We start from the raw sequence: 21,481 nt of genomic DNA, 5'->3' as shown, positions 1-21,481 counted from the left end.
TTTTAAATTTTCAAAATATCTAGTCTGCACTTTTTATCAAATATAACTAAAAATATATTTGTGTCCAGACGGTAGCTGAAAAGAGTCTTTTTTTTTAAGTAAATTTTAAAACTCTCAGCTACAAAATTTAATATCTTTGTGGCACACAAAAATAAAAGATATGTTTGGTATAGGAGGAGGAGAACTAGTTTTTATACTGTTTATAGTACTAATGCTTTTTGGTTCAGACAAAGTGCCGGAAATTGCCCGTACAATGGGTAAAGCAATGGCGCAGCTAAAAAATGCGACCAATGATATTAAAAGTGAAATTCAAAAAGGAGCAGAGGCTAATGGTCTTGATCAGAATGCTTTGAATAGTATCACAGGTAATATCAATGCTCAGATCAACGATGCCAAAGCTAACTTACTAGGAGATTCTACCAATGTAACTTCGAATTTGTTGGGCGATACGGCCACAGAAATAGATAAAGTAAAAGAAGATATCGATTCTATCTCAGGACCCGTAAAACGTCAATTATAATGCTCGAAAGAATAAAAGAATTAGATACCAGTCTTTTGGTATACCTTAACGGTTTAGGTTCAAAAACATATGATGGATTATGGTTGATCATCACCGATCAACGTAATTGGATTCCACTTTTTTTATTAATGTTTTATCTGATTTACAAAAAAATAGGAGGAAAGCAAACCCTGTACGTATTGTTATTTATAGCAATTTTAATTGCTTTTACAGATCAAACCACGAACTTGTTTAAATATACATTTCAACGCTTGCGTCCTTGCAACAACCCCGATATCAATTCGATTATACGCGTTGTTCAGGTTCGTAAATCCTATAGTTTTTTCTCAGGACACGCGGCCAATACAATGGCAGTAGCAACCTTTTTGTATTTGGTTTTAAAACGTCATTTCAAGTATCTTGGATTTTTGTTCTTATGGCCATTAATTTTCGCCTATAGCCGAATTTATTTAGGATTACATTATCCGGGAGATATCCTGACAGGTTATTTCTTTGGAGCACTTTTCGGATTTTTAATTTATTTAGTTTACCGAAAACTAAAACCACAATATTTTCCGGGATAAAATTTTTTGAAAAGGTTCTGAGTTACTAAGATACTAAGGTTTTAAGTTTTTTATTTGAGAAAACTTAGAACCTTATTTGTTTAGTGTCTTAATTCTTTTGGAGAATTGTGCCTTCACTCCATTCTAATCCTGCGGGAAGCTGTTGTTTGCTAAATTCGATATGAATAACCCTTCTTCTTTCGTTATTGGTAGTTTTGTTCGATGCATGAAACAATAAAGGTTTCATAATCATAATTCCGCCTTTTTCAACTTCACAGATGGTTTCTTTTTCAGTTTCAAAATTCAGATTTTCAATTCTTAAAATTCCTTTAGAATGCGAATTATTTATGACTTTTAGAGCGCCATTATCTTTAGTCGTTTTATCAATATGAATTCGGATGGTGAAATTATCTTCTAAAATTTCTTTGGGTGGCTGCACCGCAAACTGATTTTGTTTTACGGTCCAGTTTTCAAAATTTGCAGCCTCAATTTTTTTATTGACTGAAATGGTTAAATCCTGATGATAGGCCACAAACCAATTCGATTTTTCGGGTTTATCAAAATAGATGGATTTGGTTATAAAATAGCCGCTTCCAAAATTAGATTCGATAATTTCTTTCAGATTTTCATTAAAAATAAAATCTAAAGTTTCCGGAACTTCTTTATGAAATTGTCTGATAGCGAATAAATCCTGAGATTTTCTAAAAGTGGCATTCTCAGAATCATTTTCGGTTACATCTTCAATTAATGAAATCAATTTTTCGATTTCGTTCTCAGAATAGATATCATTAATAATTGCAAAACCTTCGGAATTTATCTCACTCGTATAATTCATTACTTATATTTTTGAATTGCCTTTTGCTTCAGCTGTTTTTATACATTTGGCAACTTAGTATCTAAGTGCCTCAGAAACTCAGAACCTTTTTTAAAGTACTCTACTCACCGTCAACCCATCACGAATAGGCAATAAAACCGTTTCTACTCTAGGATCATTCTTTAATAGTAAATTATATTCTAAAAGTACTTTTGTACTTACATCATTAGGGTGAACAGGTTCCAGGATTTTTCCGCTCCATAAAACATTATCAGACAAAATGATGCCGCCTTTGTTCATTTTCGGAACAATCATTTCCCAGTAATTCAGGTAATTTTCCTTATCGGCATCAATAAAAACCAAGTCAAATTTTACGTCAAGAGTCGGGATAATATCAACCGCCTCACCTAAATGCTGAAAAATTTGTTTTCCCCAAGGCGATGCATCAAAATATTTACGCTGAAAATCTACCAATTCCTCTTTAATGTCGATGGTGTGTAATTGCCCGTTTTCCTGTATTCCTTCGCACAAACACAAAGCCGCATAACCGGTATAAGTACCAATTTCAAGAATATTAACCGGACGAATTAGTTTAGACAACATGCTTAAAACACGCCCCTGAAAATGGCCGCTTAACATTCTTGGTAAAAGTATCTTCTGGTACGTTTCTTTATTAAGTTTTGCTAATAATTCCGGTTCGTTTTCAGAATGTTGTTCGATATAATCTTCTAATTCCTGTGATATAAAATGCATGTTGTAGTCTTCTAAATTTAAAGAGCAAAAATACAAAAATATCGCTTCTTTTTTTTGCATAAAAAAACCACCCGCGAAAACGAGTGGTTCTGATTTTGAGATTGAAAAGAAACTATTTTTTCAAAGCTTCATTTACTTCTTTGGCTGTTTTTACAGTACCGTCTTTTGCAGCTTTTGCAGCATTTTCTACTTTTTCAGCTCCTTTTTTGGTAGCGTCTTTTACATCAGTAGCGGTTTTTTTAGCGGCATTTTCTACATCATTAGCTGCCTTTTTAGTAGCATCTTTTACGTCTTGTGCAGCATTTTGAGAAGCTTCTTTTGCGCTTGCAGCAGCATTTTCTGCTTTGATAACTGCGCTGTCTTTTGCCTCTTTAATATCAGTTGTTAAAGTGTCAACTTTGTTTCCAAGAGTCAATTCATCATCTGCAGGTTTTGGTTCTTTCTTTTCACAAGATTGAACAGCGAATGCTAATAAAGCGACAACAGCTAAGCTTAAAATTTGTTTTTTCATAATGAATAATTTTTTTTAGGTTGATAAAATTTAAAGGTTATAAAGCTGAAAAATAAAGATACACATTTTAAAATGACTGAGCTCTTTGTAAGATTATTTTCCTTTTGAGGCTAAGACAATTCTCGTGCCAAATTTTATAAATTAAAAAAAAGAGGATGAAGTTTTTTTTGAAATAAAAAAAGGTACCTCGCCACAAGATACCTTTAAAAACAAATTATACATGAAAACAATTTAAAGCGAAATTGTAAATTAGATTGTTAGTTTTTGTATAAACTAAAATTTACCACAATTTCATCTCTAACTTTTATTAATCCCGCCATTTTTACGGGAGGTTCTAATTCTATATCAGAAAAATTTAAATTAAGTGATCCCTGAATTTTGTTATCAGAGCTATACAATATAAAATCCTTGTACTTAAGTGTTTTGTTTGTGATCAAAAAAGTAAGATTGCATTTGTAATTTTTACCAAATTGTTTTACATCGGTGATTGTTACAGTACTGTTGGGGAACTTTTTTACTTTAACGGTTCCTTGCAGATCTTTAGTCATGATTTTGTTTCCACAATCAAAATCCGACATATTGATCTCTGTATTAAAATTGTTTTTTTTGTTCGAATTCAAAAAAACAGTATCTTTTTTTGAAAACGTATTCGAACAATTGTATTTGCCGACTGTAGATACTCCAGTGATTTCTATTTTTATTTTATTTATTACCAACGTTGTATCTTCTGTCATAAAAGTGGGTTTAGCACTTCCGAAGAAAGCGAAAATCGCTAAACCCATAATTAAGATTGAAAATCTTGTTTTCATTTTTGTTATATTAGAATGCAATTGTTGCTTCGAATACTAAACCTTCAAATTTACCACCATAAAAGTTGTTTAGATTTCCTGTAGCAGGATCTCCTGTAAATTGTGAGTAATCTTTATATTTTTGATTAACATAGTTTAGTTTAGCTAAAATGTTTTTAGTCATAAACCAGCCAGCGCTTGCTTCAAATTTATCTACAGTAACCTTTTTAGCATCAGCATTAGATAGTTTTCCAGATACGGTATTGTATTTTCCTCCCAGATAGAATTGTTCTGTTGATCCAAATCTGTAAACAAGCTCTGATGCATATTGATTAGCAGTACGTTTGTCGTCAGTACCAGCTTTATCTCCTCCTGAAGCTAATTCGATTGTTCCGAAGAATTCAAGTCCTTTATATTTTACAAAAGGGTTAATCATGTATGTTGTAGCCCAGTTTTTGAAATTAGGGTTGAACGTTGCCTCCGGAGTAGATGTTTTACTGAAACTAGTAGCAATATCAGTAGTAGTTGTAGAAATAACAGTACCACTAGCATCGGTCTTAGTAATAGTATTTTTGTATGGGTTGTTATTTAATATACCCCAATACCCAAATCCTGATCTGTTAGCAGAATATATATTTGCGTTTCCAAGATTTGCGTTATGATAATAAGAACCAGTTATTCTTACTCTTAAATCTTTATTAAGCTGTTTGTCATAACCCAATTTAGCTAAGATTGAAGGACTGTGTGTGGTGTTTGCGTTTGGACCATTAGGATAAAAAACTTCTTCATTACTTTGATTCAAATTACCATTTGTAACCCCTAACATACTAACCAATCCACTTCTGTTGTAGTAAACCTCCATACCCATTTCTGTAGTGAAAGAATACATGATGTTATTTCCAACAAATGCATTTCTAATTGTATTACCATTATCAGAACCTCTAAAGTGAGCATCACCAAAATTGTTCTCCATTTGTCCAATTTTAATGGTAGCATATTTCATTACATCAGCCAGGAAGTCTTTTTTGATGAAGTCTAACTTGTCAATTTGTAAGTATCCACCTTTTACATAAGAATCATTGTGGTGTCTTGAAGCTAAATAAACATCTAAATTTACTCTTACTCCGTCAAACAATTGAGCTCCAATATACATATCAGCCCCGGGAAGAGTAAAGTTGTTTTCAGTATTCATTAAACGATATCCGCTAATTGTTCTGGTGGTAGTTCCGGCAGCCGTAGTAGTCGTAGTTGTAATGTTAGCAGGCTGGTCGTTGAATGAATTTGTTGCCTGGAAATCCATGTTGAAAGCACCACCAAGATCAATACTTAGGCCTTTAAATTCTCTAGTGTCTTTTTGTACGTCGAATACATTAATACCGTCTTTTCCTCTAGAGATTTGGTTTTGCATGTTTCCAAAACTAACTTGTGCATTAGCAGCAAACGTGCCTGCTAAAGCTATAAATAGAAAATAAATTTTTTTCATGGCGTTTATTAATTAAAGTTTAAGTTAAATTTTAGTGTTAAATCCTGTCCGGTTTTAATAGTTCCCAGCATTGCAGTTGGAGACTTCATTCCAAAATCTGTAAAAGTGATTTTATTAGATCCCTGAAGGTTTAATCCGTTTGCAGTTACGGTTGTTTTTACCGTTGTTTTAATTACTTTACTAACTCCGGCGATAGTATAAGTTCCGGTTAATTCCCAAGTAGTTTCGTTTACTTTTTCGGCAGACTTAAGAACATATTTGATGTTTTTATTTTTGTCTGTTTTCAAAGTTTCATACGCTACTTTGTCCATACTTTTTTTCTCGCTTTTTATAGTTTCTGCTGCAAGAGTTATTGATAAAGCTTCGATATCCGTCAATTTAGAATTTGCAATAGTTAGAGTTGCAGTTCCGGTTCCTGAAGCTGATTTCATTTCCCAGTCATGCAGAGTAGATGTACCTGAAACTGAAAATGTAGATTTGCTGTCAAGCGTATAACTTTTTTGAGCAGTTGCGAGTGATGTTATTCCTAAAAAGGAAATAACGAAGGCTAGTAATTTTATTTTTGCTGTTTTCATAATGGTTTGTTGTTTAAAATGTTATGATCTTTTTTTAGTTGTTTTCAATTTTGTTTTAATGCTCTTAACTTTTGGTGAGTAGGCTATATGTTAAGAGCATTTTCTGGGGAAAAAAGGGGCAATATTTAGCCTATAGCCTTTACGGCTAGAGAGATAGTTAAGAATGTATTGTAATAGATTTTAGTTTTTTTTTTTCTTAAAAAACCAGTTGCGCTTAGCTTAGAATAATGTTGAAGATAACGGTTAGGTCTTTTCCTGTTTTTACAACTCCCAGAGCGGCCTTTGGCGGTGTCATTTCAAAATCACCAAAAGTAATTTGATTCGAACCCTGTATGGTAAAAGTTCCGTTATCAGCGGTTACTCTTACCTGAGTATTGTACTCTTTGCTGACACCTGCTATGGTGTAAATACCGGTAAGATTCCATGTTGTTTCGTTTATTTTTTCGGCCGATTTTAAAACGTATTCAATAGTTTGGTTCGTTTCTGTGTTTAAGGCTTCGTACGCCACCTTATCCATACTTGTTTTGCTGCTTTTTAAGCTTTCTGCTAATAATGTAATGGTTAAACTATTTAAGCCTGCTAGTTTAGAATCTTTAACGGTTAGATTTGCAGTACCAGTTCCTTCTGTAGATCTCATTACCCAATCATGTACTGTAGAAGTTCCGGCAACTTCAAAAGTTGATTTTGTATTAACTGTATAGTTTTTTTGTGCATTTGCACATAATGATAATGTGGTAAATAGTACTGTTAATAAAATTGGTTTAATTGTTTTCATTTTGATGGTGCATTAGTTAATATTCAAATAAGGAAGTTTTCTGCTCCTTTAGTTTTATAGACTAATAATTGGTATTATTTCTTGGATCAAATGTATTATGTATACACAGGAAATGGCATGATAAAAATCATTGTTAAAATTTTATTAAAATCTTATTTATAGCTATAACGTTTTCATTTTTTATTTTAAGAAATAAAACCTTACAAGGATCGCGAAATCCTTAATTATTTAAATTGCAAATTTTTTTAATTGAATCATTTTTTAAGATTGTAGTGCACTTTATACCATTAGAAATGAACAAATACTTAAATTTGCACCATGCAAATTGAGAAAAAAGACATACGAGCCTTATCAAAAGATCAGTTACGCGATTTTTTTGTCGCTAATAATGACAAAGCTTTTCGTGGAAATCAAGTCTATGAATGGTTATGGAGCAAAGGAGCACATAGTTTTGAGGATATGACGAACGTTGCCAAAACAACGCGTTCTATGCTCGAAGATAATTTTGTTATCAATCATATCAAGGTTGATACCATGCAACGCAGTAGCGATGGAACAGTAAAAAATGCCGTTCGTTTACATGACGGCCTGGTAGTTGAATCTGTTTTAATCCCAACGGAAACCAGAACAACAGCTTGTGTTTCTAGTCAGGTGGGTTGTAGTTTAGATTGTAATTTTTGTGCAACCGCACGTTTAAAAAGAATGCGAAATCTGGAAGCCGGAGAAATCTACGATCAGGTTATTGCAATAGATAAAGAAAGTCGCTTGTATCACAATCATCCGCTTTCGAATATCGTTTTTATGGGAATGGGAGAGCCTTTAATGAATTATAATAATGTCATTAAAGCGATTGATATGATTACGTCGCCGGAAGGTCTGGGCATGTCGCCAAAACGTATTATGGTATCGACTTCAGGAATCCCAAAAATGATCAAGAAAATGGCCGATGATGATGTAAAATTCAAATTGGCGGTTTCTTTACATTCAGCGATTGATGAAGTTCGTGCGCGAATCATGCCTTTTAGCAAAAACTTCCCACTGGCAGATTTAAGAGAAGCATTAGAATATTGGTATAGAAAAACAAAAAATAAGATTTCATACGAATATGTGGTATGGAAAGGAATCAACGATGATAAAGCTTCGATTGATGCTTTGGTGAAATTCTGTAAATATGTGCCTTGTAAGGTTAATTTAATCGAATATAACCCAATCGATGATGGAGAATTTCAGCAAGCTTCAGAAGAATCTATTCTAGCTTACATAAAAGCTTTAGAGAATATTGGAGTAGTTTGTAAAGTACGTCGCAGCCGAGGAAAAGATATTGATGCTGCTTGCGGACAATTAGCAAACAAAGAGGGATCGGTTGATTAAATAAAACTAATATTCATATAGTCCCTATGGGACAAAAAATAGAGGTTGTGAATTTGTTTGTCTACCAACATTTAATCTCTCCGAGATATATTCCGTTAGGAATTAAAGATTGGTAGATAAAAATAAACATACGAAAGCGAATATGTCCCGTAGGGACTACATTATAATAACCACAAACTACGAAAAGCATTAAAAACGAGATTGATTCTTGTTCTTAATGCTTTTTTTGGGCAAAAAGGATTCTTATTTTTAAAAACAATTTAAAGTTAAGTTGTTTTCCTGATTTTAAGTGACGAAGTTAGATTAGACTCTTAATAGAGAATACTTTGAGTGTGTTTTCTTAATTTTTCTATAAATTGTTGATATACTAACCTAAAATACACAACGTTTTTTTATTAAAAATAGTATATTTGGGAGCGAAATGAATATTACTTCTCAAATAAAACAGCCCATCTTTAACGAGATGGAACTTTTCGAAAAAAAGTTCCATGAATCGATGACTTCAAAGGTGGCTTTACTGAACCGTATTACCTATTATATTGTAAACCGAAAAGGAAAACAAATGCGTCCGATGTTTGTTTTTTTAACGGCAAAAATGGTTTCAGGAGGCACTGTAAACGAGCGAACGTATCGTGGTGCATCCGTAATTGAGCTTATTCATACCGCAACTTTGGTACACGATGATGTTGTAGATGACAGTAATCGTCGCCGCGGATTTTTCTCAATTAATGCTCTTTGGAAAAATAAAATTGCTGTTTTGGTAGGAGATTATCTTTTGTCAAAAGGATTATTGCTTTCTATAGATAATGGCGATTTCGATTTACTAAGAATCATTTCTGTTGCCGTTCGCGAAATGAGCGAAGGAGAACTACTTCAGATAGAAAAAGCCAGAAGATTAGATATTACTGAGGATGTTTACTATGAAATCATCCGAAAAAAAACAGCGACACTTATTGCAGCATGTTGCGCGCTTGGAGCAAAATCTGTAATTGAAGATGATGCCCAGGTTGAAAATATGAGAAAATTTGGTGAGCTTATCGGAATGGCGTTTCAGATCAAAGACGATTTATTCGATTATAGCGAAGAAGCCATAGGTAAACCAACCGGAATCGATATTAAAGAGCAAAAAATGACATTGCCTTTAATTCATGTTTTGAATACTTGTACTCCACAGGAAAAAAAATGGCTGATAAACTCTATCAAAAACCATAACAAAGACAAAAAACGAGTTAAAGAAGTAATTGCCTTTGTAAAAAATAATAATGGTTTGGCTTACGCCGAAAATAAAATGGTGCAATTTCAGCAAGAAGCACTTTCATTACTGGAGAACTTTCAGGATTCAGAGTTTAAAGATGCTCTTATTTTGATGGTAAACTACGTAATTGAGAGAAAAAAATAATCTCAGCCTCTATTCTTAATATTTTTATTGTTAAATTCGGTTTTAATTTAATAATAAAATATGGTTATTCTACTCATAATACTTTCGCTTGTAGTCCTTTTAGCTATTTATCTTATAATACTTTACAATGGCTTTGTATCTAAGCGCAATATGCTCGAAGAAGCGTTAAGCGGAATCGATGTTATTCTAAAAAAACGATTTGATTTAATTCCCAATCTGGTTGAAACCGTTAAAGGATATTTAACCCACGAAAAAGAAACCCTTGCCAATATTGTAAGTCTGCGTAATCAAGCACTAAATGCTGGTACTGCAGATGAAAAATTAGCATTCGACAAGAAATTGGGTAATGCCGTGGGAACTATTTTTGCTTTGGCAGAAAATTATCCTGACTTAAAAGCCAATACAAACTTTTTGAGTTTGCAGGAAGAGCTGAGCGAAATCGAAACCGAAGTAGAAAGATCAAAACGATATTATAATGCAACAGTTAGAGATTACAATATTGCGGTAGAATCTTTTCCGGGTAATATTGTGGCTAATTCTTTTGGTTTTCCAAAGAGAAACTTCCTTGAAATAGAAGATGAAAAGCAGAGAGAAACACCTAAAGTTCAGTTTTAATTGTATTATAATATGCTGCTAAGAAAAATATTCTTTGTTCTTTTTTCTATTGTTTTCTATCAGGTTCAGGCCCAGGAAAGAATTTTAAATTTTGATGTAAAAATTCAAATAGAAAAATCTGGTAATATAAATGTAACCGAAAATATTACAATAAATGCCGAAGGTCGTGATTTTAGACACGGTCTTTTAAGAGTTCTGCCACTAAGCAGACGAGATAAAGACGGTAATCAAATCGATGTTAAATACACCATACATTCTGTAAAAAAAGATGGCGCTACAGAAAATTATTTTACGAAAGAAGAATCCGGTGACTGGAAAATCTACATAGGAAATAAAGATATCGATCTCGAAAGAGGAATTTACGATTATCAAATTACTTATACCGTTCCTTTTCAGATTGGGTATTTTGACCAATATGATGAGTTGTATTGGAATGTAACCGGAAACGGATGGAATTTGCCTATTGATAAAGCAACCTGTGAAATCACTCTTCCGTCAGGTCACAAATTCGAAAATTTACATTGTTACACCGGAGTATCCGGATCTAAAGCATCAGATTGTGTTAGTTCTTTAAAAACGGATCAAACCGTTGCCAGTTTTGCCACTGTAGAACTTAAAAACTATGAAGGTTTAACGGTTGCTGCATCATTTCCTAAAGGAATTGTTGATCCGCCTACTTTTTTGCAGGAAGCAAACTCATTTTATAAGCAAATAAAAGTAAACTTGTGGTCTGTTATTTACGGAATAGGAATGTCACTTTTCTTCTTTTTTAGCTGGAAAAAATACGGCAAAGATCCTGTTAAGAAAACGTTGATGCCGGAATTTATGCCGCCTTTTGATTGGTCTCCTGCAATTGTAGGATATGTATACGACAGAAAAATTACGCGTAAAGCCTATATGGCCTCTGTGATAAATGCTTCGGTAAAAGGCGCAATTAGAATTTTATCTACGGTAGAAAATGGTGTTTTTAAAAACAAACATACTTATGAGATCGAGGTTTTAAACAGACAATCGCAAAAATTAAGCACTGAAGAATCTGATATAATAAGCGGTTTTACCAAAAAGGATAAAATAAAAGTATCCGACTCTAACTACAAGATTTTTGAAAAAGCATATTCTAAATGGCTTAATACCGTTACTAAACAAGTAAAGCTGGAAGAATTTTATCAAAACAATACCTCAAAAAAATGGATTGGTTTTGCTATTTTTCTAATTGCAGGACTTACTTATGAGTTGCTTTCTAATAATAGCGGATTTATTAGTTATCCTTTTTATACAGGGCTAATTATTGCAGTTTCAGGATTAACCTATTGGTTTACAAAAAATAATATAGGTACTGGTATGCTTATTTTAAGAGCTATTCTGGCATTCTTTATTTTACCAATGGCGTTATTTATATTTTTTGTTTCGATTCCTTATTCAAATACGATACAACTGATTGTTATTGGTGCTGTTTTCCTGATGTATATTATTTATGCAAGAACTTTAGGAAAGTTTACCCAAAAAGGTGCTGACGCATTGCATCGATTAGAAGGATTTAAGCTTTATATGCAAACGGCAGAAAAAGACCGAATGAACATGCTTAATCCTCCGGAACTGACTCCGCAATTGTTCGAGAAATTATTTCCGTACGCGATTGCATTAGGAGTCGAGATAGAATGGGGAAAACAATTTGCAGAAATTTTAGAATTGGCCAAATATGACCCTGCCTGGTATCAGGGACAAGATACGTTTTATATGCAACCGGCAATGTTCCTGTCCAGTTTTGGAAATTCAGTAAACAGCGCAGGAGTTAATCCAAATCCGCCTTCATCATCAGGAGGATCTTCATCTAGTTCCAGCGGAAGCAGTGGAAGCTGGAGCAGCGGAAGTTCAGGTGGAGGAAGCTCCGGTGGCGGAGGCGGAGGCGGTGGAGGCGGCGGTTGGTAGAATTTACAAACCAGCAGCTGTCTTAGAAAATATCTTATTAGCGAAACCTTGTATTATTTATAATAGTACAAGGTTTTTTTATTTTCGATTGGGTATGATTTAGATTATCTTGCCTGAGTGAAGAAAAATAATTAGATAATCAGAAAATTTATTAATTAGAATAATACTCTGTATTACAGTGCTTTTTTTTGAAATGTTTGGAATTTTGAATTTATTTTTTGAAATTTTTTCACCCTCATACAACCATTTTAAAACTTAACTCGTCTATGCTAATAGAAGACTATTACTAAACCAAAAAACCGAAAAGCTTATTAATGAAAATTATCCAGTTACATCAAGATGAAACCGAAATTATAAAGTTGGCTGTCGAAAATAATCGACAAGCACAACAGCAAATTTATAGTCGGTTTTCTTCAAAAATGTTAAGTGTTTGCCGACAATATATAAAAGACATTCAATTGGCAGAAGATGTAATGATAACGGCTTTTATGAAAGTGTTTACCAACTTAAATAAATTTGAAAATAAAGGAAGTTTTGAAGGCTGGATTCGCCGAATAATGGTTAACGAATGTATATCATATTTAAGAGTACAGAAAAAAGTAAAATTTGTTGAAGATGAAATATATGCCGAAGAAAGTTTTAATGCAACTGATAGTCAGTTTTCGATCGATCAGATTCAGTTTTTAATAGATGCCTTGCCGGACGGATATAAAATGATCTTCAATTTATACGCCATAGAAGGATACAAACACAATGAAATTGCAAAGATGTTAGGGATTAGCGAAGGAACATCAAAATCGCAATTATCGCACGCCAGAAAGATGCTGCAAACACAGATTATTATTTTAAAAAAACAAGATAATGGAACCGAATAATTTTGAAAAGGATTTCCGTGAAAAACTAAATCAACGCAAGATTGAACCAAGTGACAAAGCCTGGGATCGATTAGACGCAATGTTAAGTGTTGCCGAAGAAAAAAAGCAGCCTAAAAACAAAAAACGATGGATGTACATCGCTGCAAGTATTGTGGGTTTTTTATTAGTGGGAACATTCTTTTTTAATCAGAAAAAAAGTGTTGTTGAAACGCCAAAAAATAATGTAGTCATCAAAGAAAATCTACAGAAAGATACTGTTGTAAAACCAGATTTAGATATAATAAATCCTGTAAAGACAGAAGTAGCAGTTTCAGAAAAAGCAGCAAACCAAAATTCAGTAAAAGAAGAAAAAAATCTAAATGTAAAACCAAATAAAACCCTTAAAACTAAATCAAATCAAATAGCGGAGTCTTCAATCATCATCAAAAACAATCAACCAAAACAATCTCTTAATAATCAGTCTTTAGCTGTCGAAACTTCTAAAAAAGAAACAGTAGACCAATTATTAGAATCAGCCGAAAAAACTGTTGTAGCAGAAAATTCGGCAAAACCAAAATCAAAAGTAAAAATCAATGCTAATGATTTACTCAATCAGGTCGACGGCGAATTAGAACTTTCGTTTAGAGAAAAAATGATTACAAAAGTCAATAAAAATTACCAAACGGTAAAAGTGGCTTTGGCGAATCGAAATCAACAAGAATAATTTTTTAATGGCAATATCAATTAATAATTTACAATTCACGATTAATAATTAAATCATCATCATCAATCACAATCAATTTTAAAAAAATCAATCAATCATGAAAAATTTGACACTTTATCTCGTTGCTCTTATTTTCTTATTTGTTACTAAGGTGCTGGGACAGGAAACCTTTGAATCAAAAGCAAAGAGAATTGCCAATAAAATAGAAAAGGTTACCAAAGAAGAAAAAGCAGCCTTAAAAGAAGAAGTAGAAGCTGTAAACGTTCAATTGTCTGAAGGAAAAATTACTCAGGAACAAGCAGACAAGCGCAAGAAAGAATTGGCAGAAGCCAGAGTTACCATTATTGAGGAAAAAGTAACATTGGCACAAAATGAACTTAATGATTTGGTGCAACAAAAAGTGGACGGAAAAATCAAAGAGGGAGATTCTATCATGAAGCATAGCCTGGTCATTCGTTGGAATGATGAAATATGGAGAGAGGGTAAAAAAGGAAGGGATTCGATTCGTGGAGAAAAAAGAACAACGTCGCAATTTGTGTTTGCAATGGGTTTGAATAATATGATGGTCGATGGCAAACTTCAGGATTCTAATTACAGTTTCATTGGTTCGCATTTCTACGAATGGGGTTTTACCTATAACAGCAGATTAATGAAAAATGACAATTTATTACATGCCAAATACGGACTTTCGTTAATGTACAATAACATTCGCCCAACAGACAACAGAAGTTTTGTGGTAAATGGAGACCAGACAGTTTTAGAGACCAATCCTGTAAATCTTGATGAATCTCGTTTTAGAAATGTTTATATAGTGCTGCCATTGCATTTAGAATTCGATTTTTCGAGACCTCAGGTAAGTAACGGAAAAACATATTTTAGAACCCATAGAAGTTTCCGTTTCGGAATTGGAGGTTACGCCGGAATTAATGTAAAATCAAAACAAATCCTGAAATTTGATCAGGACGATTTAGATTATAAAACAACAATAAAAGGAGATTATAATGTTAATAATTTTATCTACGGAATAAGTTCTTACATTGGTTACAGAGCATTTAGTTTGTATGCAAAATATGATTTAAATCCGCTTTTTCAGGATAATTTAGTGAAAGAAAATAACATTTCGCTAGGAATAAGAGTTGATTTGAATTAAGAATGCAGTTTAATTAGTTAGTAAATAGGCACCTTGAAAGAGGTGCTTTTTTTATGTTAAATCGCCAAATTTCAAGATTCATTTGTGTACTTTTACAGACTTCAAATTTTTAAAAATATTTTACGTTTTGATTTCACAAGCTACTATTGATTCTGTTTTTGAAACTGCTCGTGTAGAGGAGGTTATTGGTGATTATGTTAACTTAAAACGTGCCGGGAGTAACTATAAAGGGCTAAGTCCGTTCTCGGATGAGCGCTCTCCATCGTTCATGGTGTCGCCTGCAAAAGGGATCTGGAAAGATTTTAGTACAGGAAAAGGAGGAAACTCTGTCAAGTTTTTGATGGAGCATTCGCAATTTACCTATCCGGAAGCCATTCGATATCTTGCCAGAAAATATAATATTGAAATAGAAGAAACCGAACAGACAGATGCCGAAAAAGCAATGACGGATGTTCGCGAAAGTATGTATTTGGTTTCAGAATTTGCAAAAGATTATTTTAATAAAACACTTTTAAATTCGGAAGAAGGAAAAGCAATTGGACTCTCTTATTTTAAAGAAAGAGGTTTTACCAATGAAACCATCAAAAAGTTTAGTTTAGGATATTCGCCTGAAACCTGGGATGCTTTAACCAAAGAAGCTTTAGGTAAAGGATATAAACTGGAATTTCTGGAAAGTACCGGTTTAACAATACCAAGAGAGGATCGCCCTTTCGACCGTTTTAAAGGCCGTGTAATGTTCCCGATAGAAAGTATGTCCGGACGTGTTTTAGGTTTTGGAGGACGTATTTTAACCAATGATAAAAAAGCGGCGAAGTACCTGAACTCGCCAGAAAGTGATATTTACCATAAAAGTAAAGTGCTTTATGGTATTTTTCAGGCCAAACAATCTATAGCAAAACAAAACAATTGTTATCTGGTTGAGGGTTATACAGATGTTATTCAGTTTAATCAGGCTGGTATCGAGAACGTTGTGGCTTCATCAGGAACCGCTTTAACGCCAGATCAGATTCGTTTGATAAATCGACTAACGAGAAATATTACCGTTCTTTTTGACGGAGATGCTGCCGGATTGCGTGCATCTGTTCGAGGAATCGATTTGATTCTTGAAGAAGGAATGAATGTAAGAGTTTGTGCATTCCCTGACGGAGAAGATCCGGATAGTTTTGCCCGAAAAACTTCGCATGACGATCTTGTTGCCTATTTAGAAGAAAATAGTAAAGATTTTATACAGTTTAAAGCGTCTCTTTTAATGAAAGAGGCCAAAAACGATCCTATAAAAAAAGCCGATTTAATTAGGGATATGGTGGTGAGTATTTCTAAAATACCGGATCGTATTCAGCGTGAAATTTACACTCAGGAATGTGCCAGAATCATGGATATTTCTGAACAGGTATTGGTGAGTACTTTGGCTCAGCTGATTCAAAAAGATATTGCTGAGGTGGCTAAAAAACAAAAACAGGAACAAAAACCTTTTGAAGTTTTTAGAAACCAGCCGCCGCCACAAGCAGGATATTCTGGAGGAGATCCTGAAGATCCAAGATTTGGACCGCCGGAAGATTATCCGGGCGAACCGGGATATCCGGTAGGGGAGCCTACAGAAAAAGTAGATATTTTGTATCGTTTAGAACGAAAAGTAATTGAGATTTTATTGCTTTACGGAAATAATACCGAAGAATTTGAAGATGTGCATTTAAAGAATAATGACGAAGGTGAAGTGGTAATGGTTTCAGAAATGAGAGCATACAAAGTGTACCAGCGTATTTATTTGAGTTTGCAGGAAGATGAGGTAGAACTTTCTAATAGTTTGTTCCGTGATATCTTTACGGACTTAATTGCGTTCTATAATCAGAATGAGAAATTCAGTCTTGAGCAATATTTAATGCGTTTGCAGCCTGATTTTGCTCAGGAAGTTACTGATATTTTAATGGAAGATGAGCGATTGACGCTTCACGATTGGGAAGGGCAGAATATTTTCTCGAAAATGAAACACGAAACCATTGCGCAATATGTGACAGAAACAATTATGTCTATGCGTTGGTTTTTGGTGGGCAAAATCATCGAAGAATTAAAAAGCTCTATAAAACCTGATAATTCAGATAATACAGAGCTTTTGTCTATGGTTGTCGATTACTCGAAATTAGTTAATGCATTCTCGAAAAAACTAGGTCGAGTAATGTCGAGATACCATTAAATAATTTCTAAAGTCTTAGCTTTGTTTACTAAGTCAACTAAATTAGTAACATTCAATTTAGTTAGTAATCTCAATTTGTAAGTACTGATCGTTTTTTCGTTCAGGTTTAAGATTTTAGAGATTTCATTGTTTTTCTTACCATCACTTAAGTAACGTAAAACTTCGATCTCGCGATTTGAAAGTTTTCTGTACAAACGTTCGCTTTTGCTTTGTTTAGCAATAAGAGCCATGTTTTTACGTACAGTTTCGTTGATGATAATTTTTCCTTCGTGTACTTTAATAATAGAAAGACCTAAAGTTTCAAGTTTTTCTGTTTTGTGTACATACCCGGAAACTCCTGCTTTGATTGCATTTGGAGCATACATTTGTTCAGCGAGGTCACTAAAAATTACAATTTTTGTTTTTGGGAAATTTTTCAGGATCGATTTTACTTCGAAGATACTTGAAAGGCCTTCAAGTTCAAGATCGAGAATTAGGATGTCAATCTCCTTCGTTTGAAGGATATCTCTAACCATTGAAAAATTGCCTACGTTGGCAACAATTGAAATTTGATCGTGGTCTTTAAAATAAGACTTAACGCCAAAGTGAGTCACAGGATGATTGTCTGCAAGACATACTTTAATCATAATTTTTACCTTTTTTAGAATTGTTCATGTTTTTGGAACTGTAAAATTAATAAATAAATTCTGTAATTAATTGCAGACAAATGTTAAAATGTTTTATTTTAACGTTTTTGGTATTATACAAACCGGAATTGGATCCATTTTATGCTTGTTGCTGGTGTTTAAACGTTTATAAATTTCAAAGACAGATTTTTCTCTCCCATTGAAGTCAGCTGGCGTTTTTCCTGACTCCGCGGCCAACATCGCCCATTCAAGTTCGTCGTAACTTGCTCCTAATTGATCCTCATCGGTACGATTATCACCAAATAATCCATCAGTTGGAGCAGCTGTTAAAATTGACTCCGGAATCGTTAAAAATTCTCCAAGAGCATAAACATCCGACTTCATTAAGTCGGCAATCGGACTTAAATCGACTCCGCCATCTCCGTATTTGGTATAAAATCCTACACCAAAATCTTCTACCTTATTTCCTGTCCCTGCTACTAAAAGCCCATGAATTCCCGCTAAATAATATAAAGAGGTCATTCTCAGACGTGCACGAGTATTAGCTAACGATAAATTAACTTTTGTTGAATCTTTTGTTGTAGGCACTGCGCTCTTAAAAGCTTCAAAAGTGTCAGTTAAATCTGTTTTTACATCCAAAACGTTCGGAAAACGCTTCTTTAATTGTTCGATATGTTCCCTTCCTCTTAAAACTTGATTGGGAGCCTGGTGAATTGGCATTTCTACACATAAAACCTGTAAACCCGTCTGAGCACACAGGGTAGAAGTTACGGCAGAGTCAACCCCGCCTGAAATTCCGATTACAAAACCGTTTGCTTTTGCATTGTTAGCATAATTTTTTAACCACTCTACAATGTGGATATTTACTTTTTCTGTTTGAATGGTACTTTTTTTAGCCATAATAGTTCAGGTTTTAAGATACAGGGATGTATATTTGCAGAATTATTTTTAAGTATGCGTTTACTTAAAATCCAGCAACACAAATCTAATTAAAATAAAATGAAAATTTATCGCTTTGTAGTGGTTCTGTGCTTGTTTTTTTTGTCCTGTGAGCAAAAAACTAAAGTAGAAAAAGAGGTCGAAGAAATCCCGGTTGATATTAAAGTAGAACGATTTGATAAAGCGTTTTTTGAAACGAAACCAGAAGATTTAGGAAAGCTGAAAAAACAATATCCTTTCTTTTTTCCGGCAGGTACAGAGGATGATGTTTGGCTTAAAAAGATGCAGGATCCTTTATGGAGAGAAGTCTATACTGAGGTACAAAAAAAATACGCCAATTTTGAACCGGTTCGTCAGGAATTCAATAAGTTGTTTCAGCATGTAAAGTATTATTTCCCAAAGAGTAAAACGCCTAAAGTAATTACTCTTATTGGAGAAATGGATTATACTTCTAAAGCAATTTATGCTGATAGTCTTGTAATTGTTTCTTTAGAATTATATTTAGGAAAAGAACATAAGTTTTATGAGTTTCCAAATTACTTAAAGCAGAATTTCGAAGAAAAACAAATTATGCCGGATGTGGTGTCTAGTTTTGCTTTTAGAAACATTCCTGCTTTTCCAGATAAAAATTTAGTTTCGCAAATGATTTTCGAAGGGAAACAATTGTATGCAAAAGATTTGCTTTTGCCGGATTATACAGATGCTGAAAAAATAGGTTACTTGCCTGAACAAATAAAATGGTGTCAGCAAAATGAAGCTTATATGTGGCGCTTTTTTGTCGAAAGTGAAATGTTATACAGTGAAGATCCGAAATTAAATACCCGATTTATTGCGCCTGCTCCGTTTTCTAAATTTTATTTAGAAATCGACAATGATTCTCCCGGAAGAATTGGAGCGTGGTTAGGATGGCAAATGGTGCGATCTTACATGAAGAATAACTCGAATGTAACATTGCCCGAATTATTAAAAACAAATGCAAAAGAGATTTTTGAACAATCAAAATATAAACCTAAGAAATAATGTCAGATACAATAAACTCAGAAATTAAATTCAATATAGAATTAGACGAAAACCGTGTGCCGGAAAAATTAACCTGGAGTGCGCAAGATGGCGGCGTTCAGGCGGAAGAAGCAAAAGCAATTATGTTGTCTATTTGGGACAGTAAAGCCAAAGAAACAATGCGTATTGATTTATGGACAAAAGATATGCCGGTAGATGAAATGAAGATTTTCTTTCACCAGACTTTAGTAGCGATGTCGGATACTTTTAAACGTGCTACAGACGATGAAAAGATGTCGGATACGATGAAAGATTTCTGTGATTATTTTGCAGAAAAACTAGAATTAACGAAATAAAGAAATTTTAAATTCCAATCATTGGAATCTTAAAATAAAAAATCCCAAATTCCAATTGTACTGTTGGAATTTGGGATTTTTTTTGATTAAATCAAAACTTACTTAGACATTGTTTTGATTGATTTCTTTTTAATATCATTGATGATTTTATTATAACAACCGACTATAACAGTAGTCGTTGGTTTGTTTGTAAAGCTATTTTCATCTTCAATAGAGCCTCCGGATGTTTGTGAATAAATTATTTCTCCAAGATTTAAATCGTAGACTTCTAAAGTTACTTCTGCAAAAGACATTTGTTTTTTATAATAAAAATGATCTGGAAATTCAAAGCCGGTTAAATCATTTTTTGCGTTTTTGCATTTTATGTTGACATAGTAATCAAAACTGGCTCCTTTTTTTAACTCTAATATTGTTGACTTGCTAGGATTGAGAGGAACTTGTTTAGGTAATAGTAATGACTTTTCGGTTAATGAATATTTTACTCTTTCGCCAAGATATTCTGAAAAGTCTTTTAAAACCAGCGTGGTCAATTTATCCTTAGCATATGGATTAGCTTCAATTTCACCAACTAGCCATTTACCATTAGAGAAATCTATCCCGTAGGTGTGATTTTTACTGTATACAAAATAGTGAGTAGTATTACAGGAAAATAAAAGAAACAAAAACAAAAAGCATATAATTCTTTTCATGAACGAAAATTTAGTTTTGCGGCAAATATAGCAGATTAATTTTGACAAGAATTAACTGTAATATAAAAATCCCAAATTCCAATTGTACTGTTGGAATTTGGGATTTTGCTTTTGGAATTTTATTTAAGTTTTTCCGCCATCTTGAGTGAAGTAGAAGGTTTGGAATTTGGAATTTAAAATTTGGAATTTCTTTACTTAACAGATCTTTTATCTAAATCTTTAAATATTCGTTTTAAAGCACCTTCTACTAATTGATCGGTGTTTTTATAAAACATAATATTGTCTACAAGTTTGCCAGATTTTTGTGTGTTTCCGTTAGGTGGATCGGTTACTTTTGAAGTAGATCCAATTACATTCTGAGAATAAATAATCTGCTGTAAATTTAGATCGTAAATTTCGACAATTACAGATCCTTCATTTCTTCCTCGGTCATAGTCATTTTGATAAAGTTCGAGCGAAGAAAAATCGCTTTTGTTTTTTCTGGTTGAAATATTAATGAAGAAATCAAAACCGGTTCCGTCTTTTAATTCTTTTATTTTTGTTTTGCCTGGATTTAAATTGATCTTTTGGGTAACCAATAAACCTTTAACATCGTGAATGTAAAATAGTCTTTCGCCTAAATGTTTTTTAAAATATTGTAAGGACTTTTCGGTTAGTCTGTCTTTAGAGCTGCTCGGGCAATCGAGTTCGTTTAAAAGCCATTTCCCAGAGGTAAAATCAACTCCGGTTCGTTGTCCTGTGGCAAATCTGTAGGATGCTGTAGTGCATGATGAAAGACAAATGGAAATGAGAATAAAAAAGAGGAGTGTGGTATTCTTCATAAATTACAAATTGATTCGTTTCAAATGTAATTTAAAAATTCCAATAAAAAAGAAATC

Annotated in this window: 23 protein-coding genes; 12 read left to right on the top strand and 11 right to left on the bottom strand. The window is 33.4% G+C overall.

Annotated features, from left to right (window positions below; genetic code table 11):
- Positions 1-160: 160 nt before the first annotated feature.
- Together FLACOL7796_RS17970 and FLACOL7796_RS17965 are read left to right on the top strand one after the other, a co-directional pair.
- On the top strand, positions 161-520 hold the full coding sequence (locus FLACOL7796_RS17970) for a Sec-independent protein translocase subunit TatA/TatB (RefSeq protein ID WP_173972109.1): 360 nt from the start codon (positions 161-163) through the stop codon (positions 518-520).
- Positions 520-1,083, top strand: a complete 564-nt coding sequence (locus FLACOL7796_RS17965; RefSeq protein ID WP_173972108.1) for a phosphatase PAP2 family protein — start codon at positions 520-522, stop codon at positions 1,081-1,083. The genes FLACOL7796_RS17970 and FLACOL7796_RS17965 overlap by 1 nt, the downstream gene beginning before the upstream one ends.
- 88 nt (positions 1,084-1,171) lie before the next feature.
- Here the strand turns inward: FLACOL7796_RS17965 and FLACOL7796_RS17960 are convergent, their stop codons facing one another.
- The 7 genes from FLACOL7796_RS17960 to FLACOL7796_RS17930 form a co-directional block, all read right to left on the bottom strand.
- Positions 1,172-1,897 carry a phytanoyl-CoA dioxygenase family protein gene (locus FLACOL7796_RS17960; protein WP_173972107.1) on the bottom strand — a complete coding sequence of 242 codons (726 nt, stop codon included), beginning with the start codon at positions 1,895-1,897 and terminating at the stop codon, positions 1,172-1,174.
- Positions 1,898-1,987: 90 nt separating this feature from the next.
- Positions 1,988-2,629 carry an O-methyltransferase gene (locus tag FLACOL7796_RS17955; RefSeq protein ID WP_173972106.1) on the bottom strand — a complete coding sequence of 214 codons (642 nt, stop codon included), beginning with the start codon at positions 2,627-2,629 and terminating at the stop codon, positions 1,988-1,990.
- A 112-nt stretch (positions 2,630-2,741) separates the two neighbouring features.
- Positions 2,742-3,140 carry a hypothetical protein gene (locus FLACOL7796_RS17950; protein ID WP_173972105.1) on the bottom strand — a complete coding sequence of 133 codons (399 nt, stop codon included), beginning with the start codon at positions 3,138-3,140 and terminating at the stop codon, positions 2,742-2,744.
- A gap of 257 nt (positions 3,141-3,397) precedes the next feature.
- Positions 3,398-3,949 carry a YceI family protein gene (locus FLACOL7796_RS17945; RefSeq protein WP_173972104.1) on the bottom strand — a complete coding sequence of 184 codons (552 nt, stop codon included), beginning with the start codon at positions 3,947-3,949 and terminating at the stop codon, positions 3,398-3,400.
- A gap of 10 nt (positions 3,950-3,959) precedes the next feature.
- Positions 3,960-5,411 carry a hypothetical protein gene (locus tag FLACOL7796_RS17940; RefSeq protein WP_173972103.1) on the bottom strand — a complete coding sequence of 484 codons (1,452 nt, stop codon included), beginning with the start codon at positions 5,409-5,411 and terminating at the stop codon, positions 3,960-3,962.
- Between the two features lie 8 nt (positions 5,412-5,419).
- Positions 5,420-5,986, bottom strand: a complete 567-nt coding sequence (locus FLACOL7796_RS17935; RefSeq protein ID WP_173972102.1) for a YceI family protein — start codon at positions 5,984-5,986, stop codon at positions 5,420-5,422.
- A gap of 214 nt (positions 5,987-6,200) precedes the next feature.
- On the bottom strand, positions 6,201-6,761 hold the full coding sequence (locus FLACOL7796_RS17930; RefSeq protein ID WP_173972101.1) for a YceI family protein: 561 nt from the start codon (positions 6,759-6,761) through the stop codon (positions 6,201-6,203).
- A gap of 318 nt (positions 6,762-7,079) precedes the next feature.
- Here FLACOL7796_RS17930 and rlmN point away from each other — a divergent pair, with 318 nt between their 5' ends.
- The 8 genes from rlmN to dnaG all read left to right on the top strand — a co-directional run bounded on the left by rlmN (position 7,080) and on the right by dnaG (position 16,994).
- Positions 7,080-8,132 (top strand): 23S rRNA (adenine(2503)-C(2))-methyltransferase RlmN, encoded by a 1,053-nt coding sequence (rlmN, locus tag FLACOL7796_RS17925; protein WP_173972100.1) that lies wholly within the window; start codon positions 7,080-7,082, stop codon positions 8,130-8,132.
- Positions 8,133-8,553: 421 nt separating this feature from the next.
- The gene (locus tag FLACOL7796_RS17920) at positions 8,554-9,531 is read left to right on the top strand and encodes a polyprenyl synthetase family protein (RefSeq protein WP_173972099.1); all 978 of its coding nucleotides are present in this window, start codon (positions 8,554-8,556) and stop codon (positions 9,529-9,531) included.
- A 60-nt stretch (positions 9,532-9,591) separates the two neighbouring features.
- On the top strand, positions 9,592-10,146 hold the full coding sequence (locus tag FLACOL7796_RS17915; RefSeq protein ID WP_173972098.1) for a LemA family protein: 555 nt from the start codon (positions 9,592-9,594) through the stop codon (positions 10,144-10,146).
- Between the two features lie 12 nt (positions 10,147-10,158).
- Positions 10,159-12,075 carry a DUF2207 domain-containing protein gene (locus FLACOL7796_RS17910; RefSeq protein ID WP_173972097.1) on the top strand — a complete coding sequence of 639 codons (1,917 nt, stop codon included), beginning with the start codon at positions 10,159-10,161 and terminating at the stop codon, positions 12,073-12,075.
- Positions 12,076-12,389: 314 nt separating this feature from the next.
- On the top strand, positions 12,390-12,950 hold the full coding sequence (locus FLACOL7796_RS17905) for an RNA polymerase sigma factor (RefSeq protein WP_173972096.1): 561 nt from the start codon (positions 12,390-12,392) through the stop codon (positions 12,948-12,950).
- A complete protein-coding gene (locus FLACOL7796_RS17900; RefSeq protein ID WP_173972095.1) occupies positions 12,937-13,653 on the top strand; it encodes a hypothetical protein in 717 nt (238 codons plus the stop codon). Before FLACOL7796_RS17905 ends, FLACOL7796_RS17900 begins: the two co-directional genes overlap by 14 nt.
- A gap of 97 nt (positions 13,654-13,750) precedes the next feature.
- Positions 13,751-14,803 carry a hypothetical protein gene (locus tag FLACOL7796_RS17895; RefSeq protein ID WP_173972094.1) on the top strand — a complete coding sequence of 351 codons (1,053 nt, stop codon included), beginning with the start codon at positions 13,751-13,753 and terminating at the stop codon, positions 14,801-14,803.
- Between the two features lie 127 nt (positions 14,804-14,930).
- Entirely contained in the window at positions 14,931-16,994 is a 2,064-nt protein-coding gene (gene dnaG / locus FLACOL7796_RS17890; protein ID WP_173972093.1) for a DNA primase, read from the top strand.
- Here the strand turns inward: dnaG and FLACOL7796_RS17885 are convergent.
- Together FLACOL7796_RS17885 and nadE are read right to left on the bottom strand one after the other, a co-directional pair.
- On the bottom strand, positions 16,991-17,620 hold the full coding sequence (locus FLACOL7796_RS17885; protein WP_026730588.1) for a response regulator transcription factor: 630 nt from the start codon (positions 17,618-17,620) through the stop codon (positions 16,991-16,993). The genes dnaG and FLACOL7796_RS17885 overlap by 4 nt on opposite strands.
- Positions 17,621-17,713: 93 nt before the next feature.
- Positions 17,714-18,520, bottom strand: coding sequence for an NAD(+) synthase (nadE, locus tag FLACOL7796_RS17880; protein ID WP_173972092.1), 807 nt, complete (start codon positions 18,518-18,520; stop codon positions 17,714-17,716).
- Positions 18,521-18,619: 99 nt separating this feature from the next.
- Here nadE and gldB point away from each other — a divergent pair, with 99 nt between their 5' ends.
- Together gldB and gldC are read left to right on the top strand one after the other, a co-directional pair.
- The gene (gldB, locus tag FLACOL7796_RS17875) at positions 18,620-19,579 is read left to right on the top strand and encodes a gliding motility lipoprotein GldB (protein ID WP_173972091.1); all 960 of its coding nucleotides are present in this window, start codon (positions 18,620-18,622) and stop codon (positions 19,577-19,579) included.
- Complete coding sequence (gene gldC / locus FLACOL7796_RS17870) at positions 19,579-19,914, top strand: gliding motility protein GldC (RefSeq protein ID WP_026985662.1); 336 nt, start codon at positions 19,579-19,581, stop codon at positions 19,912-19,914. Before gldB ends, gldC begins: the two co-directional genes overlap by 1 nt.
- A 98-nt stretch (positions 19,915-20,012) precedes the next feature.
- Here the strand turns inward: gldC and FLACOL7796_RS17865 are convergent, their stop codons facing one another.
- Positions 20,013-20,603 carry a hypothetical protein gene (locus tag FLACOL7796_RS17865; RefSeq protein ID WP_173972090.1) on the bottom strand — a complete coding sequence of 197 codons (591 nt, stop codon included), beginning with the start codon at positions 20,601-20,603 and terminating at the stop codon, positions 20,013-20,015.
- Positions 20,604-20,794: 191 nt separating this feature from the next.
- Complete coding sequence (locus FLACOL7796_RS17860; RefSeq protein WP_173972089.1) at positions 20,795-21,424, bottom strand: hypothetical protein; 630 nt, start codon at positions 21,422-21,424, stop codon at positions 20,795-20,797.
- Between the last annotated feature and the right edge of the window lie 57 nt (positions 21,425-21,481).

It is taken from the genome of Flavobacterium bizetiae (genome assembly GCF_902804475.1).
Classification (GTDB): Bacteria; Bacteroidota; Bacteroidia; order Flavobacteriales; family Flavobacteriaceae; genus Flavobacterium; species Flavobacterium bizetiae.
Note: the sequence above shows the minus strand (reverse complement) of the source record. Positions and strands in the feature narration are given on the sequence as shown.